This is a genomic window from Amycolatopsis sp. NPDC052450, from assembly GCF_044547565.1.
Classification (GTDB): domain Bacteria; phylum Actinomycetota; class Actinomycetes; order Mycobacteriales; family Pseudonocardiaceae; genus Amycolatopsis.
Genome location: NZ_JBIUAQ010000041.1, coordinates 47479 through 72503, shown reverse-complemented (window position 1 = coordinate 72503; position 25025 = coordinate 47479). Strand labels below are relative to the sequence as shown.

Annotated in this window: 15 protein-coding genes; 10 read left to right on the top strand and 5 right to left on the bottom strand. The window is 68.3% G+C overall.

Features of this window, described 5'->3' with window-relative positions; all coding sequences use genetic code 11:
- Nucleotides 1-134 precede the first annotated feature (134 nt).
- Nucleotides 135-1148: a YdcF family protein gene (locus ACIHAO_RS38875; RefSeq protein ID WP_396566624.1), complete on the bottom strand. Its 1014-nt coding sequence runs from the start codon at nt 1146-1148 to the stop codon at nt 135-137.
- Between the two features lie 102 nt (nt 1149-1250).
- A complete protein-coding gene (locus ACIHAO_RS38870) occupies nt 1251-2870 on the bottom strand; it encodes an ABC-F family ATP-binding cassette domain-containing protein (protein ID WP_396566622.1) in 1620 nt (539 codons plus the stop codon).
- Here ACIHAO_RS38870 and ACIHAO_RS38865 point away from each other — a divergent pair.
- The 3 genes from ACIHAO_RS38865 (at nt 2847) to ACIHAO_RS38855 (ending at nt 4746) form a co-directional block, all read left to right on the top strand.
- Nucleotides 2847-3290 carry a DUF6412 domain-containing protein gene (locus tag ACIHAO_RS38865; protein ID WP_396566620.1) on the top strand — a complete coding sequence of 148 codons (444 nt, stop codon included), beginning with the start codon at nt 2847-2849 and terminating at the stop codon, nt 3288-3290. The two genes, ACIHAO_RS38870 and ACIHAO_RS38865, sit on opposite strands and share 24 nt — an antisense overlap.
- 66 nt (nt 3291-3356) lie before the next feature.
- Complete coding sequence (yidC, locus tag ACIHAO_RS38860) at nt 3357-4157, top strand: membrane protein insertase YidC (RefSeq protein ID WP_396566618.1); 801 nt, start codon at nt 3357-3359, stop codon at nt 4155-4157.
- Nucleotides 4158-4176: 19 nt separating this feature from the next.
- The gene (locus ACIHAO_RS38855; RefSeq protein ID WP_396566616.1) at nt 4177-4746 is read left to right on the top strand and encodes a hypothetical protein; all 570 of its coding nucleotides are present in this window, start codon (nt 4177-4179) and stop codon (nt 4744-4746) included.
- Between the two features lie 62 nt (nt 4747-4808).
- Here ACIHAO_RS38855 and ACIHAO_RS38850 read toward each other — a convergent pair whose 3' ends face one another.
- Nucleotides 4809-7157 carry an excinuclease ABC subunit UvrA gene (locus ACIHAO_RS38850; RefSeq protein ID WP_396566614.1) on the bottom strand — a complete coding sequence of 783 codons (2349 nt, stop codon included), beginning with the start codon at nt 7155-7157 and terminating at the stop codon, nt 4809-4811.
- Nucleotides 7158-7214: 57 nt separating this feature from the next.
- On the opposite strand from ACIHAO_RS38850, the gene ACIHAO_RS38845 reads away from it, so the two are divergent.
- Nucleotides 7215-8189, top strand: a complete 975-nt coding sequence (locus ACIHAO_RS38845; RefSeq protein ID WP_396566612.1) for a helix-turn-helix transcriptional regulator — start codon at nt 7215-7217, stop codon at nt 8187-8189.
- A gap of 84 nt (nt 8190-8273) precedes the next feature.
- Here ACIHAO_RS38845 and ACIHAO_RS38840 read toward each other — a convergent pair whose 3' ends face one another.
- Nucleotides 8274-8744 (bottom strand): Lrp/AsnC family transcriptional regulator, encoded by a 471-nt coding sequence (locus ACIHAO_RS38840; RefSeq protein WP_125787087.1) that lies wholly within the window; start codon nt 8742-8744, stop codon nt 8274-8276.
- Nucleotides 8745-8906: 162 nt separating this feature from the next.
- Between ACIHAO_RS38840 and ACIHAO_RS38835 the strand changes: the two genes are divergently transcribed.
- The 5 genes from ACIHAO_RS38835 to ACIHAO_RS38815 all read left to right on the top strand — a co-directional run bounded on the left by ACIHAO_RS38835 (nt 8907) and on the right by ACIHAO_RS38815 (nt 21844).
- Nucleotides 8907-12356, top strand: coding sequence for an indolepyruvate ferredoxin oxidoreductase family protein (locus ACIHAO_RS38835; protein ID WP_396566610.1), 3450 nt, complete (start codon nt 8907-8909; stop codon nt 12354-12356).
- 915 nt (nt 12357-13271) lie between these two features.
- Nucleotides 13272-14393 carry an HAF repeat-containing protein gene (locus ACIHAO_RS38830; protein WP_396566632.1) on the top strand — a complete coding sequence of 374 codons (1122 nt, stop codon included), beginning with the start codon at nt 13272-13274 and terminating at the stop codon, nt 14391-14393.
- A gap of 111 nt (nt 14394-14504) precedes the next feature.
- Entirely contained in the window at nt 14505-15398 is an 894-nt protein-coding gene (locus ACIHAO_RS38825) for an aminoglycoside phosphotransferase family protein (RefSeq protein WP_396566630.1), read from the top strand.
- A 546-nt stretch (nt 15399-15944) separates the two neighbouring features.
- Nucleotides 15945-19241 carry a fibronectin type III domain-containing protein gene (locus ACIHAO_RS38820; RefSeq protein WP_396566608.1) on the top strand — a complete coding sequence of 1099 codons (3297 nt, stop codon included), beginning with the start codon at nt 15945-15947 and terminating at the stop codon, nt 19239-19241.
- Between the two features lie 179 nt (nt 19242-19420).
- The gene (locus ACIHAO_RS38815; RefSeq protein WP_396566606.1) at nt 19421-21844 is read left to right on the top strand and encodes a glucan 1,4-alpha-glucosidase; all 2424 of its coding nucleotides are present in this window, start codon (nt 19421-19423) and stop codon (nt 21842-21844) included.
- Between the two features lie 92 nt (nt 21845-21936).
- Here ACIHAO_RS38815 and ACIHAO_RS38810 read toward each other — a convergent pair whose 3' ends face one another.
- Entirely contained in the window at nt 21937-23139 is a 1203-nt protein-coding gene (locus tag ACIHAO_RS38810) for a phosphatidylserine/phosphatidylglycerophosphate/cardiolipin synthase family protein (RefSeq protein WP_396566604.1), read from the bottom strand.
- A gap of 254 nt (nt 23140-23393) precedes the next feature.
- Here ACIHAO_RS38810 and ACIHAO_RS38805 point away from each other — a divergent pair, with 254 nt between their 5' ends.
- Complete coding sequence (locus ACIHAO_RS38805; RefSeq protein ID WP_396566602.1) at nt 23394-24983, top strand: helix-turn-helix domain-containing protein; 1590 nt, start codon at nt 23394-23396, stop codon at nt 24981-24983.
- Nucleotides 24984-25025 lie beyond the last annotated feature (42 nt).

Below are 25025 nucleotides of genomic sequence, written 5' to 3'. Positions count from 1 at the left end.
CTACCCACCCCAAACAATCACGCCCCCCCCGGGGTGGTGTCGCGAAAGCCACTTTCGGGACATCTGACGTCGCGAAAGTGGCTTTCGCGACACGCCTTCACGACATCCCCACGACCGCGAACCCCAAAGACGCCTCACGAGAACGCGCGGGACACCTGCGAAAGAACGATGAGCCCGCAGAAGACCAGGTTCTTGTACTTGTGGTCGACCAGGATGGCGACGAATTCGCGGATGGTGGCGCTCGGCCAGAAGTACCATGCCGTCGGCGACCCGATGACCTGGCCGTTCACCTTCGCGCGGCGGGCGATGAGGGCGGCGCGGAGCACGTGGAAGTTGTTCGTGACCACCGTGCACCGGTAGTCCGGCTTGCGCTGCTCCATGATCTCGGCGCTGAAGGTGAGGTTCTCGAAGGTCGTCCGCGACCGGTCCTCCAGAAGGATCCGCTCCCTCGCCAGCCCGTTCTCGACCAGATAGCCGGCCATGGCGTGGGACTCGGGCAGGTCCTCGTCAGGCCCTTGCCCGCCCGAGGTGACCACCATCGGCTCTCCGCCGCGGCGGGCTTCCGCCTCCACGACGCGTTTGGCCCGCTTCAGGCGACCGGCCAGCAGTGGTGGCACCTGGTGACCGTCCAGCAGTCCCGAGCCCAGGACGACGACGAAGTCCACGCCTTTCTCGGTGCGGATGCGGCCGTAGACGATCGAGTACAGGAGAAAGCAGACGAAGAGGAACGAGACGTAGACGACGATTCCGTTGAGGCTGCCGCGAAGGATGTCGAGAGGCTCCCACGCCAGTTGCGTGACCGTCGCGTTGAACACGATCAGCGCGCAGATGCCGACCCCGGTCAACAGCGACAGCACGTTGGCCAGCCTGCGTCCTTCGCGGCGGAGCATGGTGATCCCGTTGAAGATCAGGAAGACCGTCAGCGCGAGGACCGTCGGGACGATCAGCAGGATCACGCCGACCGCCACGAAGCCCGCCGCCTCCGGCGACACCGAGGCGAGCAGCGCGATGAAGGTCACGCCGATGAACAGAAGCGCGAAGAACAGGTAGAAGCCGTTCCGCAGCCGGCGCCGGTCGCGAAGGAAGCTCACCAGGAAAGCCGTGCAGCACAAGGCCGCGATGGCGAAGGGAATTGCGGCGGCTCTCACGAGATCTCCAGCCTTCGGACGATGCGGCGGCATTGAACCATAGGACGTGGACACCGGTGGTGCCGTCGGAGGGTGTGTCGCCTTTCCTTGCCCGACGGGGTATTACCGCGCCCGCTGCACCGGCCGCTCGTCCCACACCGGTTCCGGCGTCTCCCGCACCCGCCCGTCCGAGCCGAACACGAGGAATCGATCGAACGAGCGCGCGAACCACCGGTCATGCGTCACCGCGATAGTGGTGCCTTCGTACGCCTCGAGCGCCAGTTGCAATGCTTCCGCCGAGGCGAGGTCGAGGTTGTCGGTCGGCTCGTCCAGCAGCAGGATGGTGGCGCCGCCGATCTCCAGCAACAGGATCTGGAACCGCGCCTGCTGCCCGCCGGAGAGCTTCTCGAACCGCTGATCGCCCTGGCCGTCGAGTTCGTAGCGGCGCAGGATGTTCATCGCGGGCCCGCGGCTTCGCGCGTAGCCGGTCCAGAGGATGTCGACGAGCGTGTGCCCGAGCAGTTCGGGATGGGCGTGTGTCTGCGCGAAATGGCCGGGGACGACGCGGGCGCCGAGTTTCCACAGTCCGTCGTGCGCGACGTCCTCGCCCGCCAGCAAGCGCAGGAAATGCGACTTGCCGGAGCCGTTCGAGCCGAGCACCGCGACCCGTTCGCCGTAGAAGACCTCCAGGTCGAACGGTTTCATCAGGCCGCGGAGTTCGAGCCCTTCGCAGGTGACCGCGCGGACACCGGTGCGGCCGCCGCGCAGGCGCATGGTGATCTTCTGTTCACGCGGGGGAGCGGCAGGCGCTCCGGCCTCTTCGAACTTGCGCAAACGTGTCTGTGCGGCGTGGTAGCGCGAAGCCATTTCGTCGCTGCGCGCGGCGTACTGACGCATGTCGGCGACGAGCTTCTTGAGCTGGGCGTGCTTTTCGTCCCACCGTCGGCGGAGTTCCTCGAAGCGTTCGAAGCGCTCCGCGCGTGCCTGGTGGTAGGTGTCGAAGCCGCCGCCGTGCACCCAGACGTCGCCGCCGGCGGGCCCGGGTTCGACGCTGATGATCTTCTTCGCCGCCCGCGCGAGGAGCTCCCGGTCGTGCGAAACGAACAACACGGTCTTCTGGGTCTCACGCAGCCGCTCTTCCAGCCACTGCTTGCCGGGGACGTCGAGGTAGTTGTCCGGCTCGTCGAGCAGGAGGACGCCGGAACCGCCGAGCAGCAACGCCTCCAGCACCAGCCGCTTCTGCTCGCCGCCGGACAGGGTGCGCACCTCGCGCCAGCGCGCCTTCTCGTACGGAAGGTTGAGCGCCGCCGTCGTGCACTTGTCCCACATGACCTCGGCCTCGTAGCCGCGCGCGTCACCCCAGTCGCCGAGCGCCTGGGCGTACGCCATCTGGCTCGCTTCGTCGTCGCGTTCCATCAAGGCGAGTTCGGTCTCGTCGACGGCGCGGGCGGCGGCGCGAAGCGCTTCCGACGACACGGACACGAGCAGGTCCCGCACTGTCCGTTCGTCACGCACCGATCCGACGAACTGGGGCATCACGCCGAGCCCGCCGCTGATGGTCACCGAGCCGCCGTCGGGCGTGATCTCGCCCGAGATCAGCCGCAGCAAGGTCGTCTTGCCCGCCCCGTTGGCGCCCACGAGCGCGCAGACGCTGCCTTCCCCGACCCGGAACGAGACGTCGTCGAGGAGCAGGCGCCCGTCGGGTAGGTAGTACTCGACGTGCGCGACTTCGACGTGACCCATCTCGACAGCCTGCCCGCGGCCGCCGGAATCACGCAACGCAATATCTCCGGTAGTGTCGGTGACGTGGAGCGAACCTACTTCGGCGTGCGGCTCAAGCTGATGCTTGCGCTGTTCCTGCCCGAGTTGTTCGTCGTGCTCCCGGTCGTCGGCGGGGTCAACCCGCTGAGCCTGGCCACCGCGCTGACGGCGTCGGTGGCGGTCGCCAACCCGCTCGGGCTGGCCGCCGCCCTCACCGCGTCGCTCGCCGTCATCCTGCTCGCGCTCGCGGCACACTTCCGCCTCGAACCGGCGGCCGCCGCGATGAAGGTGCGCGCCATCAGCCTGCGTGAACGCGCGCAGCTGTACTTGAGCCTGCGCGATCCCGACGCGCGTGGCCGCGTCCGTCCCAGGGCTCCGTCAGTGGGCATCGCGGCTGCCTGACCTTCCGTTCGAAGGTGAGGCAGTCACTCCTGCCCACACACCTTCGACCGACGGAGTGACCTGGTCATGTTCGATGTCTTCCTGTACCCCGTTTCCGCCATTCTCTGGTTCTGGCACAAGGTTTTCGGCGCCCTTTCGAGTCCTGACTCCGGCGTGGCCTGGGTGCTGTCCATCGTGTTCCTCGTCTTCACCCTGCGCCTGCTGCTGGTGAAACCCGCTCTCAGCGCACTGCGGGCGGGCCGCCGCATGCAGGCGCTCGCGCCGCGGATGCGGCAGCTCAAGGAGAAGTACGGCAAGGATCGCCAGCGGATGGCGAAAGAGATCCAGAAGCTGCACGCCGAAAGCGGTGTGAGCCCGCTGGGCGGTTGTCTCCCGGCGCTGATCCAGCTGCCGGTGTTCCTTTCCCTGTACTGGGTTCTGCGCGATTTCACCCCGGGAGCCACGTCGAACCACGTCTTCGACCGGGCCGGGGTGGAGTCGTTCTTGAACGCCGACCTGTTCGGCGCGAAGCTCGGGAACTGGCTTTCGCAACCGGCGGCGGAGCTGGCCGCGTTCGGCACGGATCACGTCCACATGATCGCCGTCGGCGTGCCGCTGATGCTGATCGCGAGCCTGGCCACGTTCTTCTCGCTGCGCTCGGGACTCACCCGGCAGACCGCGACCGCCCCGGAGACGGCGGGGATCACCAAGCTGATGATGTACCTGGCGCCGGTCGGCATGCTGGTCTCGGGAGCGTTCTTCCCGGTGCCGATCGGCGTGCTGCTGTACTTCTTGGCCACCAACGTCTGGACGCTGGGACAGCAGCATTTCCTCACCAAGGTCGTCGACAGGGCGGAGATCGAGCAGCGGGGGACCGGTCCCGCGTGAGCTGTTTACCCTCGGCCGGATGAAGATCCCGGCGGCAACGCGTATTCGAGTGACCATGGTGCTTGCCGCCGGCTGCCTGCTGGCGGGGTGCGGTGCGGATCCGGCGGCGCCGTCGCCCGCCCCGTCGACGGCGGCGCCGTCCCCGACCGGTCCGGATCCCGCGCTCGTCTCCTGGGCGGGCGGCTACTGCGGCGCGGTCAAGGACATGCGACTGAGCGTCTACACCCTGGCCAAGGGTTTCGAGATCAAGACCGAGGCGGATCTGCCGAAGGCGGCGGCTTCGCTGAACAAACTGGACACCACGCTGGCGGCGGCGATCGGAGGGCTGGAGAAGCTGCCACCGGCGGCCCCGCCGGCGCAGGAGGCCAACACGCTCGCCGCCGGCGAGCTGACCTTCTACCGGAAGCTGCGGAAACAGGTCACCGAGTCGCTGGCGCTGCTTCCGAAGGGCGGTGTCGACTACGCCCAGTCGTCCCTCCACGTGATCGGGATCGACTTGGTGTCGCACCGGTCCGTCGTCGAGACCGGCAAGATTCCCGGCCTCGACCCGGCGATGAAGGCCAACAAAGCGTGTGAGCTTGTCGGCTAGTAACGCGAATTCGGGTGAAGAACTGTTCGGTACCGGCGTGTCGGGCGAAGCAGGATCGGGAATCATCGCGCTCGCCCGGGAACTGTTCCCGGGCGGGTGGGTGTTCCCGGCGCCGTCCGGCGCCGGGAACGCGTTCGCAGATGACGGCCGGTGAGCGACGCGGAGTCCTCGGCCAGAGCCGACGGCGTGCCCTCGAACACGACCGTCCCGCCGTCGGCGCCCGCACCCGGTCCGATGTCGATGACGTGGTCGGCGTGCGCGATCACCCGTTGGTCGTGTTCGATCAGGACGAGCGTCGCGCCACCGTCGACCAGCTCGTCGCAAAGGGTGAGCAGCCGGTCGACGTCGCTGCCGTGCAGTCCGGCGGTGGGTTCGTCGAGGATGAGGCGCAGTTTGTCTGCGGGGCCGGCGTCCGCGAGATGGCGGGCGAGCAGCAGCCGTTGCCGTTCGCCGCCGGACAAGGTGTCGAGGCTCTGCCCGATGGTCAGGTAGCCGAGCCCGACCCGGACCAGCCAGCGCAATCGCCGCGCGATGGGGGATCCCTCGCCGAACAGGGCGGCGGCGTCCGATGGGCTCATCGCCAGGACGTCGGCGATGGTCCGGCCGTTCAGGCGCGCGTCGAGCGCGGCAGGGTTGAACCGGGTGCCGCCGCAGGCGTCGCAGCCGGTCTGGACGTCGTCGAGGAACGCGAGATCGGTGACGATGACACCCTTTCCCTTGCAGACAGGGCAGGCTCCCCGGCCGTTGGCGCTGAACCACGACGGGTGTTTCCCCGTGGCCTTGCCGAAGGCTTCGCGGACGGGTTCGGCGACACCGAGCACCGTGGCGGGCGTGGAGCGGATGCCACCGCGCAGCGGAGCCTGTTCGACGACGAGGAAATCGGGATGCCGCCGGGGCAGTTCGCCCGTGATCAAGGTGCTCTTTCCGGATCCGGCGACACCCGAGACGACGGTCAGGACACCGAGCGGAACGTCGACGGTGATGTCACGCAGGTTGTGGCTGCGCGCGCCGGAGATCGTCACGGCTCCGCGGGCGGTGCGGGTCCGCTCGCGGAAGTGAAGCGGGGCAGCGAGAATCCGTCCGGTTTCGGTGCCGGCCGCGGCGAGTTCGCGAGGGGCGCCCTCGAACTGGACGCGTCCGCCGCCGTCACCGCCGGACGGCCCGAGATCGATGACGTGGTCGGCCGCGGCGATGACCGCGGGATGGTGTTCGACCACGAGGATCGTGTTGTGCGCGTCGCGGAGTTTGGCCAGCAGTTCGAGCAGCCGGTGCACGTCGTGCGGATGCAGACCGGTGCTGGGCTCGTCGAACACGTAGCAGACGTCGCTGAGCGCGCTGCCGAGATGGCGGACGATCTTGACACGCTGGGCTTCGCCGCCGGAAAGCGTCCTCGATTCCCTGGAGAGGCTGAGGTAGCCGAGGCCGACGGAATCCAGCGCGTCGAGGCGTTCCTTGATCGCCTGCAGCAGCGGCGCCACCGACGGATCGCGTACCGCCGCGACGACGTCACGCAGATCGCCGACCGGCATCGCCGACCAGTCCGCGATGGACCGCCCGTCGATCAGGCTGCCGCGCGCGGCCTCGGAGAGGCGGGTTCCCCCGCACTGCGGGCAGACGCCGCGGCTGACGACCCCGGCGAGCCCTTCCTGTTCCTCGGCGGTGAGGCGTGACGGCGTCTTGCGCAGGTACGAGTCCCGCAGCCGCGGGACGATGCCGTCGAAGACGCCGTGCTTGGGGTAGTCGGAGCCGGGATCGTCGAGGCGCAGTCCTTCGGCGTGCAGCAGGGTTTCGAGCTTCGCCGCAGGTAACCGTCCCAACGGCACATCGGGGTCGACGAGTCCGGAGTGGACGAGCCGTTTCCACCGGTAGGTCCCCGGCGCGAAGGTCGGGAAGCGCACGGCGCCTTCGCGCAGGCTCCGCGAGCGGTCGAGCAGCCGGTCGAGATCGATGTCGTCGACGACGCCGAGCCCTTCGCAGCGCGGGCACATCCCGGCCGGATCGTTGAACGAGTAGGCGGGCGAGAACCCGGCGCCCGGCTTGCCGAGGCGGGAGAACAGCAGGCGCAGCAGCGGCCCGATGTCGCTCGCCGTGCCCACGGTGGACCGCGCGTTCCCGGTGAACCGCCGTTGATCGACGATCGTGGTGAAGACCAGCCCGTCGATCCGGTCGACGTCGGCGGGCGGATGCTGGGGAAGCCGGTTCCGGACGAAGGCGGGATAGCTCCCGGTGACCAGGCGCTCGGCTTCGGCCGCGATCGTGTCGAACGCCAGCGACGACTTCCCCGACCCCGACACGCCGGTGAACACGGTCAGCCGATGTTTCGGCACCCGCACCGACACGTCGCGGAGGTTGTTCGTCCGGGCTCCTTCCACTGTGATCCACCGGCCACGCTCATCGTGAACTTTCGCCATGAACCGAGGCTACGATGAGATGTGGCCGGTTTACGGCCACAATTAGCGGGAGGCGTCATGACGGCACCACGAGAACGGATGCTTCGGCTGTTGTCGCTCCTGCAGTCCGGCCGCCAGTGGCCGGCTGCCGAACTCGCGACGGCCATGGAAGTCCCGCCCCGGACGCTTCGCCGCGACATCGACCACCTCCGCGGCCTGGGCTATCCCGTCGAGAGCAGCCGCGGCCCGGGCGGCAACTACCGTCTCGTCGCGGGCACCGCGCTGCCGCCCCTCATGCTGGAACACGACGAGGCCATCGCCACCGTGCTCGGGCTGCGGCTCGCCGCGGCGGGCGGAACAGGCGTCGACCTGACCGCCGAATCGGCGGACCGCGCCGCCGCGAAACTCCGGCGTGTCCTGCCCTCGGCGCTGCGAAAACGAACCGACGCGATGCTCGCCGCGGTCGAGTTCGGGACCGGTGAACCACCGCGGGTAACTCAGGACGTCCTGAACGTCCTCGCCGCGGCGATCGCGGCTCGCCGATGCCTCGAGTTCGCGTACACGGCGAAGGACGGCCCGTCGGCACGGACGGTCGAGCCGATGCGCCTCGTCCAGCTCGGCAAACGGTGGTACCTCTACGCGTGGGACCTCGGCAGACGGGATTGGCGCAGCTTCCGCCTCGACCGGATCGCCGAGCCGAAGACGACCGAGGTGGCCTTCGAGCCCCGCGCCCTGCCCGTCGACGACGTGGCGGCTCATCTCCAAGAACGCTTCCACAGCCCGAAATCGCTCCGGATCACGCTGACCCTGGACGTCGGCGCGGAGGAGGCCGCGGCCCGGCTCCACCGGATCGACGGGAGTTTCGAAGCCCTCGGCGACCACCGCTGCCGCTATGTCGCGTACGTCGATTCCTTCGAATGGCTGGCCGTCGTCCTCACCCTCACCGACATCGGGTTCACGGTGGAGGAACCGCCTGAATTCGGCGAGTACCTCGCGCGGACGGGAGAACGGCTGATGCGGGGAAACACGGGGCCAAGCGGCGATCACGCGTGATCAGAAGGCGATCACGCGTGATAGGAGGGCGATCACGCGTGATTGGAGGCGGAACTCGCGTGATTGGAGGGCGAACACGCCGGCTCAGGTGTCGCCGGGGTGGGGCCACTGCTGCCCGCGTGTCCAGGAGTCCAGCACCATCAGGGTCTTCGTGCCCGTCACCTGGTGGTGCCGCCGGATCTCGTCGATGGTCTGCTGCAGGTGGCCCATGTCCCGCACCCGCAGCCAGACGAGCGCGTCCGGGTCGCCCGCGATGGTGAACACCGCCTGGGCTTCGGGCATCCGGGTGGTGGTGCGGACGATCTCGCCGACCTTCGTGGTTCCGGTGAACCGCAGTTCGGTGAACGCCTCGATGGCCCAGCCGAGTTTGGCGTGGTCGATCTGGACGGTGTAGCCGACGATGACGCCGGCCTCCTGCATGCGGTCGATGCGGCGTTTGACCGCCGCGGTCGAGAGCGTGACGCGGGCCCCGATGTCGCCGAGGGTGCGCCGGGCGTCCTCCCGCAGCAGTTCGAGGATTTCGCGATCGGTCTCGTCGATGAGCTGGTCCGCCATGAGCCAGGATGGTACGCAGACGCAACGGATATCGGCCAGCGGTGAGGATGGGCCGTATTTTTTGCGTGCTGGGGGTCAATAGACTGCCGCTTGTTGCGGCGGCCCGCGCGGTCGGGTCTCCTGTCGTGACGTCGCACGGGGGTGCCGAAGGAGGCAGGTCTGGTGGAGCAGTTCACGTTGGAGGACCGGTATCTGCGGGAAGACGGCACCGTCTACCTCAGCGGGGTCCAGGCCCTGGTCCGGATGTTGTTCGACCGGGTGCGCCACGACCGCGCCGCCGGGGCGTCGCCCGCCGTGTTCGTCTCCGGCTACGAGGGTTCCCCGCTGGCCGGGTACGACCTCGAGCTCGGCCGCCGCTCCGTCCTGCTCGAGAAGCACGACGTCGTGCACCGCCCCGGCCTCAACGAGGAACTCGCCGCGACGGCGGTGATGGGCAGCCAGCTCACCGCGTCGGTCGGTTCGTCGCGCGGTGGGGTCACCGGGTTCTGGTACGGCAAGGCACCCGGTCTCGACCGGGCGACCGACGCCCTGCGGCACGCCAACCTCGCGGGTACCGATCCGGCGGGCGGCGCGGTGGCGCTGGTCGGCGACGACCCGAACGCCAAGTCCTCCTCGGTGCCGTGCGCCTCCGAGCTCGCGCTGGCCGACCTGGCGATGCCGGTGTTCTTCCCGGCCGATTCCCAGGACGTGCTGGACTTCGGCCTGCACGCGGTCGAGCTGTCCAGGGCGAGCGGGCTGTGGTCGTCGATGAAACTCGTGGCGAACGTGGCCGACGCCGCGGGCACCGCGCACGTCCGGCCGCGGTGGACGGCGCCGGAGCTGGCGCTGCCCGCGTACCGGCACAAGCCCAGCTCCCGACTGCTCGGCACCACGTTGATGGCGCTCGAACGCAGCCTGTACACCGAACGCCTGCCGCTGGCCGTCGAGTACGTGCGCGCGAGCGGGGTCAACCGGATCGTCCAGGAAGGACCCGCGGACCACGTCGGCATCGTCACCGCCGGAAAGTCCTATTTGGACCTGATGCAGGCGCTGCGGCTGCTCGGCCTGGACGCCGACGCGTTGTCCCGGCACGGGATCCGGATCCTCAAACTCGGCGTCATCCACCCGCTCGAACCGTCGATCATCCGCCGGTTCGCCGACGGCCTGAGCGAGATCGTCGTGGTGGAGGAGAAGCGTTCCTTCGTCGAGTCGGCGATCAAGGAGGTGCTGTACGGCACCGCCGGCGCGCCCGCCGTGCACGGCAAGACCGGTCCGGACGGCCGCACCCTGTGCACCGAACTCGGCGAACTCGACCCGGACGCCATCGCCAGGGTGCTGGCCGCGCGGCTGAGCGAGCACCACGAGATCCCGTCGGTGACCGCGTGGCGGCAGCGACGACGCCGTGAGCGCATCTCGGTGCCGTTGCTGACCAGGACGCCGTACTTCTGTTCCGGCTGCCCGCACAACTCCTCGACCAAGGTGCCCGAGGGCACGGTGGTGGGCGGTGGCATCGGCTGTCACGCGATGGCGTTGTTCATGGAACCGGAACAGGTCGGGGACGTGGTCGGCCTGACCCAGATGGGCGGCGAGGGCGCGCAGTGGCTCGGGATGGAGCCGTTCGTCGACGCCTCGCATTTCGTGCAGAACATCGGCGACGGCACGTTCACCCATTCCGGCAGCCTGGCGGTGCGGGCCGCGGTGGCCGCCGGGGTGAACATCACCTACAAGATCCTCTACAACGCGACCGTCGCGATGACCGGCGGACAGGACGCCGTCGGTGGCCTGCCGGTGGAGCGGCTCGCGTCGCTGCTGCTGGTCGAAGGCGTCGCCAAGGTGGTCATCACCAGTGACGAGCCGAAGCGGTTCCGCGGCGTCCGGCTGCCCGACGGTGTCGAGGTCCGGCACCGCGACGAACTGCTGAGCACCCAAGAGGAACTCGCGCTTGTCCCCGGGGTGACCGTGCTCATCCACGACCAGGAATGCGCCGCGGAAAAGCGCCGCAAACGCCGTCGCGGCAAGCTGGAGACCCCGGCCGCCAAGGTCGTGATCAACGAGCGGGTGTGCGAAGGATGTGGCGACTGCGGCGAGAAGTCGAACTGCCTGTCCGTGCAGCCGGTGAGCACCGAGTTCGGCCGCAAGACCGCGATCCACCAGTCGTCGTGCAACGTGGACTATTCATGCCTGGCGGGGGACTGCCCGTCGTTCATGACGGTGCTGCCCACCGGGCGCAAACACCGGGCGCGGCTCGCGGAGATCACCGCGGCCGAGCTGCCCGAACCCGAGACCTCCGGCACCGACTTCACCGTGCGGATCACCGGCGTCGGCGGGACCGGCGTGGTCACCGTCGCGCAGATCCTCGCCACGGCCGCCGTGATCGAGGGCAGGCAGGTCCGGACGCTGGACCAGACGGGGCTCGCACAGAAGGGCGGCGCCGTCGTCTCGGATCTGAAGATCACCGCCGAGCCGACACCGCAGGCCCCGAAACTCGCGGCCGGGGAATGCGATCTCTACCTGTCGTGTGACGTCCTCGTGGGCGCGGACCCCGCGAATCTGACGGTGACGGACCCCGGCCGGACCACCGCCGTGGTCTCCACGACCGAGGTGCCGACCGGCCGGATGGTCGTCGACACCACCGTGTCCTTCCCCGATGCGGCGGCCGTGCGGGGCGCGATCTCGGAGAGCGCGGCGCGCACCGTGGCGCTCGACGCGCGGGCACTGGCGGAAACGCTGTTCGACGACGACCAGTTCGCCAACATCCTCCAGCTCGGCGCGGCGCACCAGACCGGCGCCATCCCGCTGGACGCGGCCAGCCTGGAACGCGCGATCGAACTCAACGGCGTCGCCGTCGCGGGCAACCTCCAGGCTTTCCGGCGCGGCAGGCAGCTCGTCGCCGATCCCGAAGGATTGCACGCCGCTGTCGCCCCTCCCGCCGTCGCCGCGACCCCGGCTCCGTCGGCGGCCGCCCTGCGTGCCCGCGCGCTCGTGCACGCGGAGCCTGGTTCGGAACTGGCGCGCCTGCTGGACATCCGCGTTCCCGAACTCGTCCAGTACCAGGACGCTCGCTACGCGCGGGCCTACGCCGAGTTCGTCGAGCGCGTCCGGGTGCTGGAAGGGGAGTCGACCGCCGTCACCGAAGCGGTGGCCCGCAACCTGCACAAACTGATGGCCTACAAGGACGAGTACGAGGTCGCGCGGCTCTCGCTCGATCCCGCCGTGCTCGCCGGGATCGAGGCGGAGTTCGGGGTGGGCAGCCGCTACGCCTACCGTCTGCACCCGCCCGTGCTCCGCGCGCTGGGAATGAAGCGGAAGATCGCGCTGGGCCCGAAGTTCCGCCCGGTGTTCGTCGCGCTGCGTGCCGCGCGGAAACTGCGCGGCACGCGCTGGGACCCGTTCGGCAAGGCACACGTCCGGAAGGTGGAGCGGGAACTCGTCACGCAGTACCGGGAAACGATTCTCGCCGCTTTCGGTACCGAGGACGCCGATCGCGGCAGGCTCCTGGCGCTGGCCGAGCTGCCCGATCTGGTCCGCGGCTACGAAGACGTCAAACTGGCGAACGTCGAGGCGTACCGCCGGGAACAGTCCGCGCTCCTCGCCGAGCTCGTCCCGGGGGATCGGCTCGGCGTGAACGGCTGACGGATTCAGGCCGTGCCGCCGACGCCGGCGGGTCGTGAGTGGCGATTCGGGTTCTGGCGAGCCTCTCTTAGGTACCTACTGCGTGACCTGCGGCGTTTCTTGTGTGATGCCGGGTTTGAAGTACATGAAGGACCCCTTCCGGTACCTGGGCGCAAGGATGGGGCCCTTCACGACATCCCCACCGCCGCGCGACCACTCACGCGAGCGCCCGACCGGAGACCTTCACGTACCTGGGGAAGGTGTGAAGGTCGAGTTTCCTCGGCTCAGCCGAGGGAAGGGGGCCTTCACGTGCCACTGTCGTGACTGTTGGTGCCTGGGAGGCGAACGTGGCGATACCGAGTTCGAGGCCTGACATCAACCGCAGCCTCAACCATGTAGGTACCTAAAACACCCTTGGATCTAACCCGAATCGCCACCCACGTCCCCTCGCGCCTGACCAGGGCTGCAGGCTCCTTTCGCCGTATCAGACGCGGCGAAGGGAGCCTTCACCCCACCGCCGGCCGTAACCGCTTGCGATCAAGACCTGCCCAAGATCAACTCAAGCCACGTGGCATTGGGCTGCAACCCGCTCCGGCGGAGAAGAACAGACGCATGATCGAAGATCAAGGAAAATCGCGGACTTTGTCACCGTTTTATGTTTCCGGCGACGTTTTTCGGGCTCCCCGCGCTTTTCGTATCACGAACTTGCGTGGTTTTCGAGAGCGGGCATCCGGATAGCACTATTCGCGTACCGGCCACAAGGGTTGACTTCCCAGGCGGAATCGGTCGGCTGTTCGTGTGTAACGACATCACGACGCGAGCAATTCGTGAAGAAAATGCATTACTGTCGCACCGGGGGCTGCACATCGCACACCACCGGATCGGGATTGGGGAGTCATCGTGACGAGAAATCGTGTGCCCGCGGGGCGAAGACGGATGTTGTCGCTGGTAGCGGCAGTTGTGGTGATCACGGGCGCGGTGACGGGGACCGCGCAGGCCACCACGGTGGGGCCGGTGGATCTCGGGACGTTGCCCGGCGACGACGAGAGCACGGTCCTGGCGGTCAACGAGGCGGGGGAGATGATCGGCCTGTCGTTGTTCGGCCCGACCCCGAAGCGCAGTCATCCGGTTCGCTGGAGCGCGGACGGCCAGATCATGGCGCTGCCCACGCCGGGCGGCACCGAGGGCCAGGTGCGTGACATCAACGGTCACGGGGTTTCCGTCGGCTACGTGCTGACAGCGACCACCGCCGTGCCGGTTCGCTGGGACGCCGCGGGCCAGGCGACCGCGCTGCAGCTTCCGCCGGGCTACCACAACGCCACCGGGTGGGCGATCAGCGACACCGGCGTCGTCGTCGGCAACTGGCTGACGCCGGACAACCACTATCACGGCTTTCGCTGGGATCCGGATGGCGTGGCCACGGATCTGGGTACGTTGCCCGGCGAGACCTGGAGCATGGCCGAGGGCATCTCCGCCGACGGCACCATCATCGTCGGCAGCGCCGTCCGCGCCGCGGCGAACCAGGCCGTGCGGTGGGTGAACGGAGGGCCGATCACCGAGCTGGTGCCACTGGGCGCGAGCAGCGGGGCGAGCCGGATGAACGAGGCCGGGGTCGCCGCGGGAACCATGCGCCAGGCAGGCGGGACGCCGATTCCGGCGAAATGGGATCGGGACGGTGTGGTTCACCCCATGGAATGGCCCAGCCCGCACTCCGTCTGGGTCTACGGGGTCGGCTCCACCGGTTACGTGGTCGGCACCGGCTACCTCAATCCGCCTCGCCGCTCGGCGGTGATCTGGGATCCCGCCGGTGACGTCGCCATCCTTGCCGACGACGGCCTCGGCGCCGACGTCGAAGCGGTCAACGCGCAGGGCACCGCGGCGGGCACTTTCCGCAGTCAGGCGACGGTCTGGTTCCAGAACGGGGAACGCAGGCAACTCGGCAAGCTGCCCGGCGGCACCCGCAGCCAGGCCTACCGGATCAGCGACAACGGCCGCGTCGTCGGTGTCGCCGGCACCGCTGCCGGAAAGTCCCATGCGGCTTACTGGACACTCGACTAACGTCTCGACGGTCCCGGTCGCGTCTGCCGAGCTGTGATTCGGCGGGCGCGACCGGTCAAGACTTCGTCGAGCGAGGATGTCGTGTTGAGCAGTACGCCGGATCTCGGCCCGATGCCGCGGCGAGTCGCCGTCGAGGTGGCGCAGGTGCGCGGATTGGTCGCCGAGCAGTTCCCGTGGTGGGCCGGGCTCCCGATTCGGGCCGTGGCCGAATCCGGTTGGGACAACGTCACTTTCCGGCTCGGCGAGGAAATGGTGGCGCGCCTGCCGAGTGCGGCCGAGTACGCATTGGCGGTCGACAAGGAACAGCGATGGCTTCCTTCTCTCGCGCCCCGGCTGCCGCTGCCCATTCCCGTGCCGCTGGCGAAAGGCCGGCCCGGCGCGGGCTATCCCTTCCCGTGGTCGGTGTACCGGTGGCTCGACGGCGAACCCGCGAGCGCGAGCCGTATTTCCGACCCTGTCCGGTTCGGTCTCGACCTGGCCGGTTTCCTGGCGGCGTTGCGGAAGGTCGATGCCGCGGACGGCCCACAGCCGGGCAAGCACAACTGGTTCCGGGGTGCCACCCTGCGCACCTATGACGCGCAGGCCGAGCGCGCACTCACGGCGCTGGACGGCGACATCGACGTCGGCTTGGCCCGCGAGATCTGGCAGACCGCGTTGGACGCTCCCTGGGACGGTGTGGACTTCTGGTTCCACGGCGACGTCGCACCGGGGAACCTGCTGCTCGACGGCGGGGAGCTGGCGGCCGTCATCGACTTCGGGACCTGCGGTGTCGGCGACCCGTCCTGTGACACGGCCATTGCCTGGACGTTGCTGAGCACCGACGGCAGGCAGGCGTTCCGCGACCGGCTTTCGGTCGACGACGCGGCGTGGGCGCGGGGGCGGGGTTGGGCCCTGTGGAAGACGCTGGTCGCCTGCGCGCGGACAAGAGGCCGCGCCGGCGAGGAAGCCGCGGACGCGCGGCGCGTTCTGGGCGAGATCTTCTCGGAGTACTCGACCGGTTCGTGACCGCCGCCGGTCCGGGCTCACCGTGACGTGTCCTTTGTGGACGACGCTCGGGTGCCCCCAATGTGGCATTGGAGACGCTCAGCGTCCCCAATGCCACATTGGGGGCACCGGCCGAGGGTCGGTTACATGCGGCGATAGGCCCCTTCGGTCCCGAGCGGGCGCCCTGGCACCCTCGCCTCTTCCGACTTGATCACGCTCCTGTTGGCGAGTAACCACCTTCGGCGATGTGATGGCGGACGTTTTGGACGCGCGGCTGACAGATTCGCGAAGGGCGAATCGGTCGCGTGTGACAAAGACATCGAATGGTCTCACGGGCTTTGTGATTTTGCTTGCCTGGTGTGCCCGGCGGGTGTGTTAATTCCCTGTGGCATAACCGTGAACTGCACACGCGCCCGCCGAAGAAGAACCCCGCGGAAGCGGGTGACATTCGTTTTCGGCGTTTTCGGCGAGCGTGGTCTATGTGTTGGAGAGGGACCTGTGAAACACAGAAGACGTAGTCGAAGACTGGCCACTGGGGGCATCGCCGTCGTCAGTACGGCGGCCTTGGTGGCGCTGGGTCTCACGATAGGCTCGGGCACCAGTGCCGCGGCTCCGGGTGAGCTCACCCAGAATTACTCGTGCCCATTTCCGTTGATCGGTGATCAGAACGTTTCGGTCACCATCAAGACCACCCAGCCTTCGACGATCGAGGCCGGGAAATTGACGCCCGCCATCGAGATCACCGCCGTGTCCAATGCGGGCAAAACGGCGACTGAGGGCCTTCGTCTCGTCGGCGCCGAAACCATCAAGGGCACCGCGAAGGCGACCTCGACCGTCACGATGCCCGGCAGCCAGGGCACGATGACGGTGAAGGTCGACTCCGACGTGCCGAACCAGCCCATTCCGCCGGTGGGCAACGACCTCGTCGTCAACGCCACGGGCAGTGCTCCCGCGCTGAGGTTCGACCAGCCGGGCACCGCATCGCTCGCCGTGACCGGTCTCCAGCTGGTGATGACCCCGCTCAAGGCCGACGGAACCCCGACGGGCCTCGGCACCTTCACCTCGGACTGCGTCCTCGCGCCGGGGCAGGAGACCGTTCTCCAGACCTACACGGTGACGGGTTCGCCGGTCGCCCCGGAAGCCGTTGTCGGCACGGGTAATCACCCGCCGCTGCGGCAGATCTACAGCTGCCCGTTCCCGTTGATCGGCAACCAGGACGTGACGGTCGACGTCAACGCCACGCTGCCCGACACGATCCCGGTGGGCCAGTTCACCCCGAAGATCGACATCACGGCCGTGTCCAACGCGGGGAAGACCGCGACCGAAGGGCTGCGGCTCGTCGGCGCCGAAACCCTCAAGGGCTCCGCGCTGGCCACTTCGCTGGTCTCCAGCCCACAGGGACATCTCGCGGTCGGCGTGCCGACGGCCATCCCGCAGCAGCCGATTCCGCCGAAGGGCAACGACCTGATCGTCAACGCGAGCGGTTCCGCGCCGGCGTTGCGGTTCGACCAGCCGGGAACGGCGACGCTTTCGGTGCACGATCTGGTGCTGACCATGACGCCGTTGACGGCTTCGGGTGCGGAGACCGGCCTCGGTACGTTCGTCGCGGACTGCACCCCGGCGAACGGCCAGGCCAACGTCCTGCACACCTTCACCGTCACTCCCGCCGCCGACACGACCGCTCCTTCGGCGCCCGGTGCCGTGACGGTCGGTGAAGTGACTCAGAACAGCGTCGCGTTGTCCTGGGGTGCCGCCACCGACAACGTCGGCGTGGCCGGTTACGACGTCTACGCGGGAGCCAACCTCGTCAAGTCTGTGACCGGCACGTCGGCCACGGTCGACGGCCTGACCCCGGACACGGAGTACGCCTTCACCGTCAAGGCCAAGGATGCGGCGGGCAACGTCTCGCCTGCCACCGCGCCCGCTACCGCCAAGACCGCGAAGGCTCCTGACACGCAGGCGCCGACGACACCCGCGAACGTGCACTCGACCGGAACGACCCAAACCAGCGTGACGCTGGCCTGGGACGCTTCGAGCGACAATGTCGGTGTCACCGGTTACGACGTTCTGAAGGGCACCGAAGTCGTCAAGTCGGTCACGGAACCCCTGGCCACGATCGACGGTTTGACGGCCGATACCGAGTATTCCTTCACCGTGGTCGCGAAGGACGCCGCCGGTAACGCGTCGGCCTCCAGTGCCTCGGTCACGGCGAAGACGCAGGCCGCGCCCGACACCCAGGCGCCCGGTGTGCCGGGCAACCTGCACGCGACCGGTACCTCGGCCTCCAGTGTCGGCCTGGCATGGGACGCCTCGAGCGACAACGTCGGCGTTGTCGGTTACGACGTCTACAACGGCACCACGCTGGTGAAGTCGGTGACGGAGGCCAATGCCACGGTCGACGGTCTCACCGCCGACACCGAGTACAGTTTCACCGTCGTCGCCAAGGACGCGGCCGGGAACAAGTCGGAACCCAGTGCGCCGGTGACCGCCCGGACGGCCACGGTTCCGGACACCGAAGCACCTGGTGTCCCGGCAGGTCTCGCCGCGGCCGATGTCACCCAGTCCAGCGTCGCGCTGTCCTGGAACGCGTCGAGCGACAACGTGGGCGTCGTCGGTTACGACGTCTACAACGGCACCACGTTGGTGAAGACGGTGGCCGGGACTTCCGCGACCGTGGACGGTCTGGCGCCGGACACGGAGTATTCCTTCACCGTGGTCGCGAAGGACGCCGCGGGCAACGCGTCGGCCCCCAGTGCCGCTGTCACGGCGAAAACGCAGGCCGCTCCTGACACGCAGGCTCCTGTCGCGCCGGGCAACCCCCGTTCCACCGGGACCACGCAGACCAGCGTGAGCCTCGAATGGAACGCGGCGACGGACAACGTGGGCGTCACCGGTTACGACGTCTACAACGGCGGCACCTTGGTGAAGTCCGTGACCGGGACTTCCGTGACCGTGGACGGTCTCACCGCGAACACGGAGTACTCGTTCACCGTGGTCGCGAAGGACGCGGCGGGCAACATGTCGACCCCTAGCGCCGCCATCACCGTCCGGACGCAGGCCGCGCCCGACACGGAGGCGCCCGGTGCGCCGGCCAACCCGCGGTCCACCGGGACCACGCAGACCAGCGTGAGCCTCGCGTGGGATGCCGCGACCGACAATGTCGGTGTCACCGGTTACGACGTGTACAACGGCAGCGCCTTGGTCAAGACCGTGACGGGGACTTCCGCGACCGTGGACGGTCTCGCCTCCGACACGGAGTACTCGTTCACCGTCGTCGCCAAGGACGCCGCGGGGAACAAGTCGGCCGCGTCCTCGCCGGTCACGGCGAAAACCCAGCCGAACACGTCCCCGGTCGTCAAGTACAGCTACGACCTGACCGGCAAAACGCAGCTGAAGAAGCTCGCCGGCCCGATCGACCTGCGTGGCGGTATCAACGCCGCGATCACCCTGGCGAACGGGACCTTCGACGCCGACCTCACGCTGAACCCGACGAGCGCGAAACTCACGCTCTGGGGCTTCGTCCCGGTCAACGCGAAGATCGAGTTCGCGTCGGCGGGCAAGACCACCGGCACGCTGGCGGCCGGGGTGCTCAAGTCGACCTCGGCGGTGACCGTCAAACTGCCGCGGATCAGCGTCTTCGGCTTCCCTGTCTCGGCGAGCCCGGCCTGCCAGACGAAGACGCCCGCCCAGATCCCGCTCCAGTCGAAGGCCGGCTTCGATCCGCTGGCCGGTGGAAAGCTCACCGGTTCCTACACCCTGCCGCCGTTGCAGGGCTGCGGATTCCTCAACGACATCGTCAGCGGTGTCGCCGCCGGTCCGGGCAACACGGTGGAGGTGAACCTCAAGCCGCGCCCGGTCGGCTGATCCCTCGGAAACCCTGATCCGGCCCCGTCGCACCTCGCGGCGGGGCCGGATCCATGACCGGACCACCCCCGCGATTGGTCCGGGTTACTCCGATCGGCCCTGCCGGTGAAGACGGACAGCGAATAAGTTGCCGCTAACAACAAATCCTGCCGTCGATGAAGCCTGTGGGAAGGATCGACATGAAATCTCCGAAGCGGCGTCGCGCGACGATCGCGCTGGTGACCGCGGCAGTCCTGGTGGCACCCGTACCGGCGAGCGCCGCGCCACTGGCGGACGCTCCCGGCGCGCCGGGCACCGGGGCGGCCTGGACGACCGGGGGCAAAGAAGGTTTCGGGACCGCCACCGCCGCCGCGTCGAAGGTGTGGTTCACCCTCGGCCAGGGCATCAGCCACGAGATCTACTACCCGACCGTGGACGTCGCCAACGTCCAGGACCTGCAGTACGTGGTGTCCGACGGCGCCGGTTTCACCCAGCTCGAACGCGATCACACCACCAAACAGCTGGTGCTCACCGATCCGCGTTCGCTGAGCTACCGGCAGATCAACACCGCGACCAACGGCCGTTACCGGATCACCAAGACCCACACCGCCGATCCGGCCCGGTCCACCGTGCTGATCCAGACCCGGTTCGAGGTGCTCAGCGGAGGCCCGCTGCAGTTGTACGCGCTGTACAACCCGTCCCTGAACAACAGCGGCATGGGGGACACCGGCGCCACTTCCGGCGGGCAGCTGGTCGCTTCGGACGGGCCGGTGTCCAGCGCCTTGGCCGCCTCCACCGGTTTCCTCAAGGCGACCAGCGGCTACAGCGGATCCGCGAGCGACGGTTATGCCGACCTGAGCGCCGATCACGTCCTCGGCACACAGTACGACTCGGCCTCCACTCCGGGGAACCTGGTGCAGCTGGGGCAGATCCCCGTGGGCACCGACACCACCTTCACCCTCGCGATCGGTTTCGGCGGTGATCGCGGCGCCGCGTCGGCGAACGCGTCCGCCTCGCTCGCCGGCGGTTTCGGGGCTGCGGAAACCGCCTACCGGTCCGGCTGGAACGGCTACCTGTCTTCGCTGGCCGCGGTGCCTCGTTCGATCACCGGAGCCGGCTTGACCACGCAGTACAACGTCGCGCTCATGACCCTCAAGGCCCACGAGGACAAGACGTATCCGGGAGCGAACGTCGCGTCGCTCACCAATCCGTGGGGTGAGGCGAAGGACGCGAACACCACCGGGGACTGCGGATACCACGCCGTCTGGTCCCGCGATCTCTACCAGGTTTCGACCGCGCAGATCGCGGCTGGCGATTCGGCGGCGGCCAACCGTTCGGTCGACTATCTGTTCACCGTGCAGCAACGGCCGGACGGCTCGTTCCCGCAGAACACCCGGCTCGACGGCACCAACTGCTGGACCAGCCTGCAGATGGACGAGGTCGCCTTCCCGATCGTGCTCGCGTGGCAGTTGGGCCGGTTCGACGCGGGGATGTGGGCGAAGGTGAAGAAATCCGCGGACTTCCTCGTCGCCCGCGGCCCCTCCACCCCGCAGGAACGCTGGGAGGAGAACGGCGGCTACTCGCCGTCCACCATCGCCGCGGAGATCGCCGGGCTGATCTGCGCCGCCGACATCGCCGAACGCAACGGGGACACCGCCGGCGCCGCTCGTTACCGCGAAACCGCCGACCGATGGCAGTCGCAGGTCAGCGCCTGGACGTTCACCAAATCCGGGCCGCTCGGTGACGGCCGGTACTTCCACCGCATCGACGGCAACGGCAATCCCGACGACGGCCAGAACATCTTCCTGCAGAACGGGGGCGGCAACCACGACGAACGCGCCATCATCGACGCCGGTTTCCTGGATCTCGTGCGCCTTGGCGTGAAACCGGCGGCGGATCCGGACGTCGCCGCCTCGCTGCCCGAGGTGGACTCGACGCTCAAGGTGAACACCCCGAACGGTCCGATGTGGTACCGGTACAACCACGACGGTTACGGCGAAACCGCTTCCGGCGGCCCCTACACCGGTGCCGGGGTCGGACGGCTGTGGCCACTTCTCACCGGTGAACGCGGCGAGTACGAACTGGCCAACGGCCGCCAGGCGACAACGCATCTCGCCGCCATGGCCGCCGCGGCGAATCCCGGCTACCTGATCCCCGAACAGGTCTGGGATCGGCCGAGCACGGGCGGCTTCACCTTCGGCGAAGGCACCGGCGGGGCGACACCGCTGGCCTGGTCGATGGCGCAGTTCATCCGGCTGGCGCACTCGATCGACGCGGGTGCCCCGGTCGAGACACCGTCGGTGGTCAAGCAGCGGTACAGCACCGCCTGCACCGGTGTGTCGGCGAAGTTCACGGTGAACGCCACCACTTCATGGGGCCAGAACATCTTCGTCGTCGGCGACCGCGCCGAACTCGGTGCGTGGAATCCGGCGAACGCCGTGCCGATGGCCTCGGTCGACTATCCATTGTGGACGGCGAGCGTCACGCTGCCGAAGGATGCCGCCTTCCAGTACAAGTACATCCGCAAGGAAGGCGGCAACGTCGTCTGGGAATCAGGGGCGAATCGTGCCGGCGCCGCTTCGGGTGGCTGCACACTGGCGCTGAATGACACCTGGCGGCCTTGACTCTTTCGGTCGCCGGGTAGCGGGTGCCCCCAATGTCACATTGGAGACGTTCTGTGTCTCCAATGTGGCATTGGGGGCGCTGTGCGGTCCTCTTACCCTTCGGCGGGGTCGGGCTCGTTGGGCGGGAGCATCTTCACACAGTCCGCGGGGGACTTGATCTCCTCGTCGGCGGCGCCGGCCACCTGCTCGAAGTTCTTCACGAAACTCTGGTAGATCCCGTCGTTGTCCAAGATCCGGATGACGTTCTCGTCGTTCTCGTGCAAGGACGGGTTGTTGAAGTTCTGGCTGCCGGTGAAGACGACCTTGGTGCCCGGCTTGAGGTAGTCGCCCTCGATCATCATGTTCTTCTCGTGGATGCCGTGCTCGTTCCCGGCTTTGAAGCCGCGAAGCCGCACGCGATCCGGCTGCCCCTTCATCAGCGTTTCACAGGCGCCCGCGGTCATCCGCAAAGCGACGATGTCCACGGTGCAACCCATGGCGGCCAGGAGTCGCAGCCGTTCGATGATCTTCATCCGGGTGAGTGACCACACGCCGATGCGGATCTTGCTCTTCTCCGACAAGCATCCGACCTCCTTCAAGGAGTTCTCGACCGTGTCGTTCCCCTCGTCCTTGAGCCTCGGGTAGAAGTAGCTCTTGGTGTTCCCGGTGATGACGGGTGGGTTGGCTTCGTAGTAGTCGGGGTTCGCCGTGGCCCCTTCCGCGACCTTGCGCAAGTCGGTGAAGTAGTCGTTGTACCTGGCGAACAGGGCGGCGTTCCCGACGTCGGTGTAGTAGCTGTTCCAGCCGCCCTTGCCGCCCGTCGTGTTCTCGCTGAGGTTGGCCGATCCGGTCGCGACCACGGCCGCCGCGTCCAGCGTTCGGTCGAACAGGAAGAACTTGTTGTGCATCGCGTTCCCGCCGTTGCACCCTCGGCCGTCCGCGCAGCTCTTCGCCCACGATTTCTTGTCACCGGTCTTCTTCAGCCGGTTCTTCAGGACCTGGTAGTTCGGATGATCCGTCGCCCGCCCGTCGACCAGGACCTGGACATGCACGCCACGTTCCGCCGCTTCCGCGAGTGCGTCCGCGATCGGCTCGTCCCGCAGAAGGAACTGCGCGGTCCTGATGGTCGAGTTCGCGGGTGCGCCATCGATCAGCTTTCGCAGGTGCTCGACGATCTGCCCGCCGCCCGGAGTGTTGAAGTCCGCCCTGGTCGTCAGTTGTGGCGCTGCGGACGCGGCGGCGGCCGGGACGCCTGCCGCGCCCGTCATCAGCAGCGCGGCCGCCAGCGCGCCGATCCGTTTCCCGTGCGATTTCATGCCGATTCCTCCCCTGTCTCGCCTCCGGGTCCACGCTGCTCAGCGAGAGGTGCCGAGGCAAGCGAAAACGTCAGGAACGAGACGGTGGGACGAAACCCGGCCTTTGACCTGCGGTGACGTCGGAGCCGGGAGACGCGATCACGTGAACCCAGGGCGACGAGAGGCAGGCGGTGGGACACTGTTCTCCGTTCAGGGGCTCCCGGCAGGCGGCTGAATCGGGAGACCGATACGTAGCGCGGAGGGGGCTCAGCGGTATGGCGAGCGAGGCGGTTGCCGCGCTGACGGCACTTCTCACCGAGCGGAAACAGCGGAGCGGGCTGAGCTACGAACTGCTCGGACGCAAGGTGCATCTGAGCCGGTCGACCGTGCACCGCTACTGCACCGGGCGGAGTGTTCCCACGACGTTCGCGCCGATCGAGGCGATCGCGACCGCGTGCGGGGCGAACCGGGAGGAACTCGCGAAGCTGTACCGGTTGTGGGAGCGCGCGGACCTGGGTGACGCCGCCTTTCCGGACACCGTCGTCCGGCACGCCGACCCGCCGTCGGATACGCGGACGTCGCCCGATCGCAGGCGGCCGCCGTCGAACCTCGCGCTCGTCGCGGTCCTCGGGGTCGTCCTGCTCGCCGGGGGCGCCATGGCCACCCCGACCGATCGGCAGGCGCCGGCCCCGATCCAGGCGTCGATGTGGACGAACGCGCCACGCGCGCTCGATCCGGAATTCGTCGGGGTGACGGCGAATTCGAACACCGGGCAGATGCCGTCCTTCGAGGTCGGGTCCGTCCGGTTGTGGAACACGCGCACCCGGTGGCAGAACCTGGAGCCCGCTCGCGGCCGGTACGACTGGAACACGCTCGAACGGCTCGTGACCGGCGCCCGCGGCGCAGGCCTCCCGGTGACCCTGACCTTCGGCGGCACCCCGTCGTGGGCGAGCCCGAACAGCCCGAAATCGGTCTACACCGACGACTCTCGCTCCGGCCCGCCCGACGACCTGGCGGATTGGGAGCGTTTCGTGCGCACCGTCGCCGAGCGGTACCGCGGCCGGATCGGCGCCTACGAGCTGTGGGACATGGCCAATCACCAGGACTTCTTCAGTGGTTCGACGGCGCAACTGGTGGAGATGACGCGCCGGGCGAGCCAGGTGATCAAATCCGTCGACCCGGCCGTGACCGTGGTGTGCCCGTCCATGGGCGAGCTCTGGGATCCCGTGGCGTTCGACGAATTGCGGCGGTTCGCCAAGCTCGGCGGCTACGACCATTGCGACGCCGGCGCGGTGAAGCTGGCTCCCCGCAACGACTCCGACCCGCCGGAGACGATGCTGCCACTGGCGAACGAGATCGAGAAGGTACTGCACGAGGCCGGCGCCGGCATCAGGCTCTGGAGCACCGGATCGGCGTACGACGTGAACAGTCAGCGGCCCGTGGACGCCGAACGCGGCGCGCAGCACGCGGTCCGGTTCTTCCTGTCCGGGCTTTACGCGCAATACCGCCGCATGTACTTCTACAACTGGGGCAGCGCCAAGATCCCCATCGTGTTGCAGCCCGTCGGCGGCCCGCACACTAAGGCGGCGCGCCACGTCGAGGGCCTGCACCGGTGGCTGGCGGGCAGCCGGATCCATTCGTGCGGGCAAGGTCGCACGGCCGGGCTCCCCGATCACCTGTGGCAGTGCCGGTTCGATCAGGGCGGCCGGACGTTCCTGATCTGGTGGACCATCGACCGGTCCGCTCGGCTCCCGGCGGCCCACGGCACCACCTCGGTCGAACAACTCGACGGCACGAGCGCACCGGTCACGCCCGGTGCCGACGTCACCGTCACCGGGAGCCCGGTCCTGCTCAGGGTCGCCTGACCGCCGCCTGGCCGAAACTGGACGAGTGGCAGCGCCCGGCGC